The sequence below is a fragment of the Pedobacter sp. 01T416_2 genome (assembly GCF_056398925.1).
This window is the reverse complement of record NZ_JBFTQI010000153.1, coordinates 1-9,321: the sequence shown is the minus strand read 5'-3', so window position 1 is coordinate 9,321 and position 9,321 is coordinate 1. Positions and strand designations below refer to the sequence as shown.

Here is a 9,321-nt window from a genome sequence, read left to right as displayed (position 1 = left end):
CAAGCAGACCATTTTAGGACCGCTCTGGTTTTTTATTCAACCCTTGTTTACCACCATTATCTTTACCTTTATTTTTGGCAACCTCGCTGGTATCTCAACTGATGGTTTACCAAAACCCCTATTTTACATGGCTGGCATTACAGCATGGAATTATTTCGCAGATTGTTTAACCAAAACCTCCTCTGTTTTTAAAGACAATGCCAGTATTTTCGGCAAAGTATATTTCCCACGGTTAATTATGCCATTAAGCATTGTGGTGAGTAACCTCGTGCGTTTCGGGGTACAGATGGTATTGTTTCTCATCTTATTGGCTTATTATTATTTCTCTGGCGCAAATTTTAACATCACCTGGGCAATCTTATTATTCCCACTAATATTGGTTTTAATGGCCTTATTGGGCCTGGGTTTGGGAATGATCATCTCTGCTATGACCACGAAATATAGAGACTTGTCATTCTTGATCGGTTTTGGCGTGCAGTTGCTAATGTATGCTACTACCGTAATTTATCCACTATCTACAGCGATTGAAAAATATCCTAAGTACAGTTGGTTAATCGAATTTAACCCAATGACAAGCCTTATTGAAACTTTCAGATATGGTTTTCTGGGGAATGGATCTTTTAGCTGGGCCTATTTAGGCTATACCTCAGTGTTAACGCTAATCATTCTGCTCATCGGAATAATAACCTTTAATAAAGTGGAAAAGAATTTTGTTGATACTGTTTAACCACCCATGTCGAACATAGCCATTAAAGTAGAAAACCTGAGTAAAGCTTACCAATTGGGCCAAATAGGCACTGGAACCATTAGTAGGGACTTGGAACGTTGGTTTGCCCGCATCCGTGGCAAGGAAGATCCTTTTTTAAGAATTGGCGAAACCAATGACCAAAATACCAAAAGCAATAGCGATATAGTTTGGAGCTTAAAAAACATTGATTTTGAGATAGAGCAAGGCGATGCCGTAGGAATTATTGGCAGAAATGGAGCTGGCAAAAGTACCCTTCTAAAAATTCTAAGCAAGATTACTGCCCCTACTACTGGAAAAATATCAGGTAAAGGCAGAATTGCAAGTTTATTAGAAGTAGGCACTGGTTTCCACCCAGAGTTGAGCGGTAGAGAAAATATTTTTTTAAATGGCGCCATTTTGGGCATGCGTAAAAAAGAAATCCAACGTAAGCTTGATGAAATTGTAGATTTTGCTGGGATAGAACGGTATTTAGATACGCCAGTAAAAAGATATAGCAGCGGCATGTATGTCAGATTAGCCTTTGCCGTAGCTGCGCATTTAGAAAGCGAAATATTGATTATAGACGAAGTATTGGCTGTTGGCGATGCAGAATTTCAGAAAAAATGTTTAGGCAAAATGGGAGAAGTGAGCAAGGGAGAAGGAAGAACAGTGCTGTTTGTGAGCCATAATATGGGCGCGGTAACCGAACTTTGTAGATCTGGGATTGTACTTGAAAATGGACTGTGTAACTTTACAGGAACATCACAAAAAGCTGTCGACTATTATTTGAAAAACCAAAGCCAATTTTTATTTAGCGAATACACGACGTCAAATATTGTCTCAAACCCAAAATTTACAAACATCGAATTACAACTTGGAGGATCCCAACCCTCTCATACACTTCAAATAAAATTTAAGGTTAACAAAACATTATTCTCAACAGCTGCATTTGCCGTATTTGGCATTAAAAATAGTGCTAGTGTTACTATAATGGAGGCAATTCCATCTTTAGATAATTACATTAATTTTGAGGATAAAGATAAAGTTTATACCTGTATTGTACATTTAAATAGCTTCATACCTGATGAATACACCGTTTATGCCTGGCTAGGTGCTAGTGAAGCAGAAACTTACGATTGGGTAGATGATAAGTTAGGATTTGAAATTATTGATTCGCCCACACCAAAACGTACTTTTCCATTCTCTACCAGAACAGGATCGCAAATTGCAAACTCTTACTTAATCCCATGATCGAAGAAGTAAAAAACCGAGAGCAACTTTTATCAATAATAATACGCGCCCACTATAAAAAGGAAGGTATTTCTTTTTTTACCCCTGGCGACTTTTCTCAACAGCTCGGTTATATGAACCGCCCTAAAGGGTATGTTATAGATCCTCATGTGCACAGTCTAGTTGAGCGAAAGGTTGTTCTTACCCAAGAAGTGCTTTATATTAAATCAGGAAAAGTTAGGGTAGATTTTTATGATGATGAACGAGTCTACCTGCAAAGTAGAATTGTAGAAACTGGCGATGTAATTTTATTGGCAGCTGGCGGACATGGTTTCGAAATGTTAGAAAACTCCGAAATGATCGAAATTAAGCAAGGCCCCTATTGTGGTGATGAAGACAAAATTAGATTTGACTACAAGCCTGAAAACATCAACTTAATAACCAAAGGTAATGGGCCAAAACTTTAAGCTTTATAGTCAATATTACGATTTGCTTTATAGAGACAAAGATTACGTGGCAGAAACCGCCTATCTAATTGGTTTACTTGATAAATACCACTCTAAAGGCAATAAAATTATAGAGTTAGGCTCGGGAACTGGCAAACATGCAAACTTGTTGGCAGAGAAAGGATATCAAATTCTCGGTATTGAGCAGAGTGCTGAAATGGTCAAAATTGCGAACCAGAATAAAAAAGAGGGAGTGAGTTTTCAAATTGCAGATATTACTGACTTTAGATCAAACATCTCTTTTGATATTGCCATATCTCTTTTCCATGTGATCAGCTACTTAACTACCAATGAAAATTTGATCAAGACATTCAAGAATGTTCATCAGAACTTAAACAGAGATGGTCTATTCATTTTCGATGTTTGGCACAGTGCTGCCGTACATTTCCAAATACCGGAAAAACGAACTAAAATACTTCGAAATCAAAATATTGAGGTTACTAGAAATGCAAATCCTGTAATCTATCCCGAATTAAATGTTGTTGAAGTTAATTATGATATTACCGTAAACGACCTTAAAGACGGTACAATTCAATCCTTTAAAGAACAACATCCAATGCGGCATTTCAGCAGGCCAGAAATAGAATTACTAGCTTATGCCACAGGATTTGAGCTAATTCACAATGAAGAATTTCTGAGTCAGAACATACCCACAGTCGAAACTTGGGGCGTTTGTTATATTTTAAAAAAATTATAATGCATCCGATCCCGGTTAACACTCCCCTGCTCAATGGCAATGAATTAAAATACTTAACTGAGTGTATTGAAACAGGCTGGATCAGTAGCGAAGGCCCTTTTATTACTAAATTTGAGGAACAGTTTAGTAAATATATTGGTAGTTCGTACGGAATTGCGGTTAGTAACGGTTCTGCAGCCTTAGATATTGCGATTAAAGCTTTAAATATTGGCCATGGAGACGAAGTAATTATGCCTACTTTCACGATTATCTCTCCAGCGCAATCTGTGGTTACCGCTGGTGCGTTGCCAGTTTTAGTAGATAGTGATCCAATCACTTGGAATATGGATGTGACCCAAATTGAGTCCAAAATAACCGCTCGTACGAAGGCGATTTTGGTAGTACACATTTACGGTCTCCCAGTTGATATGGATCCCATATTAGCATTGGCAAAAAAATATAAGCTAAAAATAATCGAAGATGCAGCAGAAATGCACGGCCAAACCTATAAAGGCAAAATGTGCGGTAGTTTTGGTGACATCAGCATTTTTAGTTTTTATCCAAATAAACATATTACTACCGGCGAAGGCGGTATGCTCCTCACTAACAGCCGAGAGCTGGCGGATAGATGTAAAAAACTCCGGAACCTGTGCTTTGAGCCTGATGGTCCTCGCTTTGTCCATCACGAAATAGGCTGGAACTACCGAATGACAAACCTACAGGCAGCCCTAGGTTTGGCCCAGCTAGAACAACTTGAAGGTTTTATAATCAAGAAAAGAGAAATAGGTGCAAGCTACCAACAAGGGCTTTCTTTCTTACGAGAAAAAGGGTACCAGCTGCCTCTTGCAAAAACAGATTTTAGTAAGAATATTTATTGGATATTCGGTTTGATTGCACCAACCTTAGCCGAAAAAGAAAACATAATAGCGCATCTCACCAAAAACAAAATCGGTACCCGGCCTTTCTTTTGGTGCATGCATGAACAACCTGTATTTCAAAAAATGGGGTTGTTCAAAAATGAAAATTATCCTGTTGCAGAAAGGTTAGCTAGAAATGGCTTTTATTTGCCAAGTGGTTTGGGCCTTACAGAAGAAGAAGCTAACCAAGTAGTAAAAATAATCTTAAATGGAAAAATTTAAAATTGCTGTTTGGGCTGACAAAGAGACATCTCCGCATAATGGAGGCTCATTCACTTATCCTGAAGCGCTGATTACAAATATCGACACTTTCGAGTTTGATCCTGAGTTAGAAATTGTATTTACTGGCTTTTTAAAAGATAGCAAATTCAAAAAACCTTATATTAAACTTGAAAGCGAGGAAAGTTTTTTAAGCAGAAAACTAAGCAACTTATTCCATAAATTATTTCGTTGTGACGTGAATCTTACCGGAAGATCTAGAAGGAAGCGAAAACAAATCAATTTTGATATCCTGAAAAAGAATAGGGTAAAATTGATTTTCTATCCCGTTAATTTCATGCAGTATACAGACTTCCCATTTATTGTTAACAATTGGGATTTAGGACAACTTAGCACCTATGTTTTTGATGAATTTGCCTATACCTTCGATAGTAGGGAACAATATTTTACATTGATAAAAAAGGCGCTCTTTATTTGCGCCGATTCTGAAGCAGGTAAGATAGAAATGATCAATTACCTCAATTATTTCCCCAATAAAATCAAAGTATTGCCATTTTTCCCTGCGAGTTTTGTTGGATCCGAAACCACTCCCGTAAAACCTGATTTCATGGGGCAGAGTGATGAATATTTCTTCTATCCTGCCGCTTTTGGCGCACATAAAAATCATTATGGACTGATTATGGCCTTTAAGCAGTTTTTGGATAAGTATCCTCAAGTAAAACTGGTATTTACCGGTGGCGATTATAAGAACAAGCTCTATCTTCAAGATTTAGTTAATGAATTAAATATTGCTGATCGCGTTTTTTTTGCTGGATTTGTCGAAAAATCGGTCATCAAATGGCTCTATATGCATTCTTTAGGTTTAGTGATGCCTACATATCTTGGGCCAACCAATATGCCATTGTTGGAAGCACAAGCCTTAAATTGTAGAGTAGCTTGTTCCAATTTTGACGGACATAGGGAGTTATTGGGCGATTATGGCATATATTTCAATCCAGAAAGTACGAATGAAATTCATGACAGCCTCATTCAACTCTACAATTTGCGAAATCAATCGGTAACCCAAAAAGAACTTTCAAAATATAATATTGAAGAGACCATGAAAAAACTAAATCAAATCTTCATTGAGTCGATTAATGTAAGAAGTACATGGGATTATTAGCTTGATGTAGCATGTCAATTTTCGGAAAAATTCGCAGTTTTCTGCACCTTCAAAAGCGAGCGATAAAATACATGAAGGCTTTTGGTATCGAAGGATTAAGTATCTTACGTCAAGTTGAACTGGAAGACAATGATGAACTGATCGTACTTCAACTACCGCGATTAAAGGAAAAAATCTATTTAAGAAAAAACACTTCTGATATTGGGGTATTCCAAGAGATATTTATAGATCAAAATTATGAGGCCTTATTAGATTTAAAAGACCACAATATTGTTGTTGATGCTGGAGCAAATATTGGTCTTTTTGCTTTATACATATTGAAAGAACACCCTAATGCACAGCTTTTCTGTATTGAACCCGAGGATTCAAATTATGAAATGCTCAAAAAAAACACAGCAGGATACCCTCACATCACCATCTTAAAACGTGGTCTATGGAACTGCGAAACCTATTTAAAATTTATTGATCTAAAGGCTAGCAAATGGGCATTTCAACTTACAGAAAGTACAAATAATAATTATGACATTCATGGAATTTCAATTGCTGACATTTATCGTGATTTTAATTTAGACCATATTGATATTCTTAAAATCGACATTGAGGGAAGTGAAAAAGAGCTCTTTGAAAAGAACACCTCATGGCTATCAAAAGTAAAAAACTTAATGATAGAAACCCATGAAGACATGAGACCTGGTAGTACATCATCAGTAATGGATGCGCTATCACCCTATTACTTTGCGTATGTAAAACTTAACAATAATCTTTTTTTCACAACAGTTCTGAACCAATCATGCATTTAAACAGTGAATTATTATTCAAAAAATATGCAAAAACATATTTTAAAAATAACCTAAAAGTTTTAGAGATTGGTCCTGACATGATTCCTTCTAGCTTTTCTACTATGATTGGCAATCCTACTATCACCTGGCATACTTTAAATATAGTGGCGGGCGAGCGAACTAGCAATGCTAAGAATGAGGATTTAGACATTTTGTCGACTGATGAATATAATTATCCGATAGCAAATGATACTTATGATATTATTATTTCTTCTAATGTGCTGGAACATGTACGTAAATTTTGGACCTGGTTTGCTGAATTGAAAAGAATATTAAAACCAGGAGGGCTGATCATTACTATCTCACCAATTAGTTGGCCTTATCATGAAGCTCCGGTAGATTGTTGGAGGATTTATCCCGAAGGAATGGCTGCACTATATGAAGAATTAGGCTTGATGAATGTACTCACACTTTTCGAAAGCTTGGAGAGAGAAAGATTTACAGACCAACCTTACACACCACTTATTCCTTGGGCTTCTACGGTGAATGAAAATAAAATAAGATACATCAAATGGTACAACAGATTATTGGCATTTTTTCCATTTACTAAAGCAATAAGAGCAGGGATTACCATTTCCTATGATCAAATTTCTATTGCGACCAAATAATGTCTAGGTCCTTTGTAACCATTGTTCCGCACATCGAAAACCTTGAACTAAAAAAGGATACTGGTCAAATTCCCTATCAATTTTTTAAAATTTTGGGGTATAATTCAACATTAGTATCTTATTTCCATTCATTAGAAGGAGGTCGAAAAGCCGGCCCATGGAAAAAACCTCCAACTGAAACAAATGTTATTGAGGCTAATTATCCTTATTTAAAAACTGAAGTTCCTGGTTTAAAACTCCACTTTTTACCAAACGAAGGTAGAGGTAAATTTTTTGAACGATCTATTTATGCCTATATCAGGCAGCATGCGAAAGAAATAGAAATCCTCAACTTATTCCATTTTAGCTCTGAGAATATTTTTTATGCCATTGTATATAAATTTTTTCATCCTCATGGGAAAATTTACCTAAAACTAGATATTGATTTAGATTTCCATAAAAATCAAGCCAGCATATTCAACTCAGCTGGAATATTAGGAAAAGTAAAAAGCTGGGGCTATCAGCAAGTGCTATTACCGTTATTCTTTAGGATGGTAAAATTAATTTCTGCAGAATCTATAGATGGTTACCGCTATTTTAAAGATAGATATCGAGTGCCTGAAAAGAAGATGGCAATGATACCTAATGGTGCCGATTTGGATCGTCTTTTTGCCCTAACCAAAGGGGTGAAAAGTTTTGCGGAAAAAGAGAATATTTTACTTTCTGTTGGAAGAATTGGTAATCCACAAAAAAACAATGAGCTATTGTTAGAAGCGATTCCAAAATTGTCTGTCCCAAATTGGAAATTCTATTTCGTCGGGCCAATCGAACCTGAATTTAAAGGTTATATCAATAAATATTTCGAAAATTATCCTCATTTAAAAGATCAGGTCATATTTACTGGAAATATCTCCGATCCTGCCCAATTGTATGCCATTTACAATCGCTCAAAATTATTCTGCTTAAGTTCATTGTGGGAAGGTTTTCCATTGGCAGCAGTAGAGGCAGCTTGTTATGGAAATGTTTTAGTATTACATAATAAAATTAAAGCTTTCAGCACGTTGACCGATCATGGAAAGAATGGGGTCAGTTTTAATCAAGACAATATTACAGAAGTCTTAGCAGCTATTCTAGCGGATGATGAATTACAGCAAAAAATGTATCAAAATGTACTGATTTATGCCCACGAGCAATTTTCTTGGCACAATTCTGTAAAAAAAATAGATACAATTCTTAATTTTTGACCACCCCCACAACAATTTATTTTTCAAGTACCATTATTCCATTGAAAGATGGAGGTGGTGGCAGTGTAGTGATCTACAGGCATTTGAAGAGATTCCAACAAGAAGGGCATCATATCGTCTTTTTGAATTGTAGTCCAAATCATGGAGTAAGGACTGAATTTACCCAAATCAATATCCCAAAGAGATGGTGGCATCCGCCCTTGCGAAAATATACTCCATTGCTTTCAACATTCCGATTTTGGCTTCACTACCGTTTTTTGAAAAACAGATTAATTTTTCAAAAGGGAGATAAAATTCTGGGGATTTTAGAAGACACGGGCAGTCTTTTAGCACAAATCATAGCTTCACAAACAAAGTTGCCTTACTATCTTTTTTTCCACGATGACAATATTTTCAGCAAATATTTTGAAGGCCATCTATTCAGCTTGGGCAACCTCAAAAACATCATTCGTCACTGTAAACATTTCTTTGTTGTTTCAAAACCTATGCAAGAATTGCTGAAGCAAAATGGTGGGAAAAACGCTATTGTAATCTATCCTATTCCAGAAGGCAGCTCCAGAAAGAAAGATTTGGCTAAAGTAAATTTTAAGGGACTTCAGCTTTGCTATGCTGGAACGATACTTCCATTTCATGACCAACTGATCAAGAAAATATTTAAGGCAGCACAATCGATGAATGGGCAATTAACTTTGGTTACGAATTCAGACCTCGCCATAGCTGATCGATTTCGAGATTGTGAAGGAATAAAAATAAGGAGGCCATTGGAAAAACTTCATGACCTTTTCACCATGTTACTAGAAAAGATGGATGTATTGCTCATATTTTACTCTTTTAACTTAGCTGAGGAAATTAGGGCAACACACAGTTTTCCGAGCAAATTCGCTGAATTTTGTCATTTAGGAATGCCAATTCTGATCATTGCACCTGAGAAGAGTGCTATTGGCCTTTGGGCGAAAGAACATAAGTGGTTATGCTACGTGAATAACGATTCGGTGATTCATATTTCCGCTATGATCAAACGTTTACAAACCAAAGATTTTTGGGAAGAATGCCGCCTTCAAGCTATTCGATTGGCAGAAACTGATTTCAATCCTACCATTATCCACCAACGGTTATCCCTGATTTTAAATGAATGATTTAGTTTCAGTTATTATTCCTACATATAACGCAGAGCGATTTATCGAAGCGACCATTCAATCTGTATTGGATCAAAC

General features: G+C 36.4%; 11 protein-coding genes. All 11 read left to right on the top strand.

Going from position 1 to position 9,321, the window contains the following annotated elements; all coding sequences use genetic code 11:
• On the top strand, positions 1 to 727 hold a 727-nt coding region (locus AC1DPQ_RS08860; protein ID WP_477608873.1), incomplete at its 5' end, for an ABC transporter permease.
• A gap of 6 nt (positions 728 to 733) precedes the next feature.
• Entirely contained in the window at positions 734 to 1,978 is a 1,245-nt protein-coding gene (locus tag AC1DPQ_RS08855) for an ABC transporter ATP-binding protein (RefSeq protein ID WP_477578802.1), read from the top strand.
• The gene (locus AC1DPQ_RS08850; RefSeq protein WP_477578800.1) at positions 1,975 to 2,424 is read left to right on the top strand and encodes a cupin domain-containing protein; all 450 of its coding nucleotides are present in this window, start codon (positions 1,975 to 1,977) and stop codon (positions 2,422 to 2,424) included. Before AC1DPQ_RS08855 ends, AC1DPQ_RS08850 begins: the two co-directional genes overlap by 4 nt.
• Complete coding sequence (locus AC1DPQ_RS08845; RefSeq protein ID WP_477578798.1) at positions 2,408 to 3,160, top strand: class I SAM-dependent DNA methyltransferase; 753 nt, start codon at positions 2,408 to 2,410, stop codon at positions 3,158 to 3,160. Before AC1DPQ_RS08850 ends, AC1DPQ_RS08845 begins: the two co-directional genes overlap by 17 nt.
• Positions 3,160 to 4,278, top strand: a complete 1,119-nt coding sequence (locus tag AC1DPQ_RS08840) for a DegT/DnrJ/EryC1/StrS family aminotransferase (protein WP_477608871.1) — start codon at positions 3,160 to 3,162, stop codon at positions 4,276 to 4,278. The genes AC1DPQ_RS08845 and AC1DPQ_RS08840 overlap by 1 nt, the downstream gene beginning before the upstream one ends.
• Positions 4,265 to 5,437 (top strand): glycosyltransferase, encoded by a 1,173-nt coding sequence (locus tag AC1DPQ_RS08835; protein ID WP_477585258.1) that lies wholly within the window; start codon positions 4,265 to 4,267, stop codon positions 5,435 to 5,437. The genes AC1DPQ_RS08840 and AC1DPQ_RS08835 overlap by 14 nt, the downstream gene beginning before the upstream one ends.
• A 71-nt stretch (positions 5,438 to 5,508) precedes the next feature.
• On the top strand, positions 5,509 to 6,237 hold the full coding sequence (locus AC1DPQ_RS08830) for an FkbM family methyltransferase (protein ID WP_477608869.1): 729 nt from the start codon (positions 5,509 to 5,511) through the stop codon (positions 6,235 to 6,237).
• Positions 6,228 to 6,884 (top strand): class I SAM-dependent methyltransferase, encoded by a 657-nt coding sequence (locus AC1DPQ_RS08825; protein WP_477585256.1) that lies wholly within the window; start codon positions 6,228 to 6,230, stop codon positions 6,882 to 6,884. The genes AC1DPQ_RS08830 and AC1DPQ_RS08825 overlap by 10 nt, the downstream gene beginning before the upstream one ends.
• Positions 6,884 to 8,107, top strand: coding sequence for a glycosyltransferase family 4 protein (locus AC1DPQ_RS08820; protein WP_477608867.1), 1,224 nt, complete (start codon positions 6,884 to 6,886; stop codon positions 8,105 to 8,107). Before AC1DPQ_RS08825 ends, AC1DPQ_RS08820 begins: the two co-directional genes overlap by 1 nt.
• Positions 8,104 to 9,243, top strand: a complete 1,140-nt coding sequence (locus AC1DPQ_RS08815) for a glycosyltransferase (RefSeq protein WP_477582690.1) — start codon at positions 8,104 to 8,106, stop codon at positions 9,241 to 9,243. The genes AC1DPQ_RS08820 and AC1DPQ_RS08815 overlap by 4 nt, the downstream gene beginning before the upstream one ends.
• On the top strand, positions 9,236 to 9,321 hold an 86-nt coding region (locus tag AC1DPQ_RS08810; RefSeq protein WP_477608875.1), incomplete at its 3' end, for a glycosyltransferase. The genes AC1DPQ_RS08815 and AC1DPQ_RS08810, both read left to right, overlap by 8 nt.

Bases quoted from the DNA above. Each gene is read 5' to 3' on its own strand.
- AC1DPQ_RS08835 (WP_477585258.1), top strand. From the start codon at position 4,265: ATGGAAAAATTTAAAATTGCTGTTTGGGCTGACAAAGAGACATCTCCG.
- AC1DPQ_RS08830 (WP_477608869.1), top strand. From the start codon at position 5,509: ATGAAGGCTTTTGGTATCGAAGGATTAAGTATCTTACGTCAAGTTGAA.
- AC1DPQ_RS08855 (WP_477578802.1), top strand. From the start codon at position 734: ATGTCGAACATAGCCATTAAAGTAGAAAACCTGAGTAAAGCTTACCAA.
- AC1DPQ_RS08825 (WP_477585256.1), top strand. From the start codon at position 6,228: ATGCATTTAAACAGTGAATTATTATTCAAAAAATATGCAAAAACATAT.
- AC1DPQ_RS08845 (WP_477578798.1), top strand. From the start codon at position 2,408: ATGGGCCAAAACTTTAAGCTTTATAGTCAATATTACGATTTGCTTTAT.
- AC1DPQ_RS08840 (WP_477608871.1), top strand. From the start codon at position 3,160: ATGCATCCGATCCCGGTTAACACTCCCCTGCTCAATGGCAATGAATTA.
- AC1DPQ_RS08850 (WP_477578800.1), top strand. From the start codon at position 1,975: ATGATCGAAGAAGTAAAAAACCGAGAGCAACTTTTATCAATAATAATA.
- AC1DPQ_RS08820 (WP_477608867.1), top strand. From the start codon at position 6,884: ATGTCTAGGTCCTTTGTAACCATTGTTCCGCACATCGAAAACCTTGAA.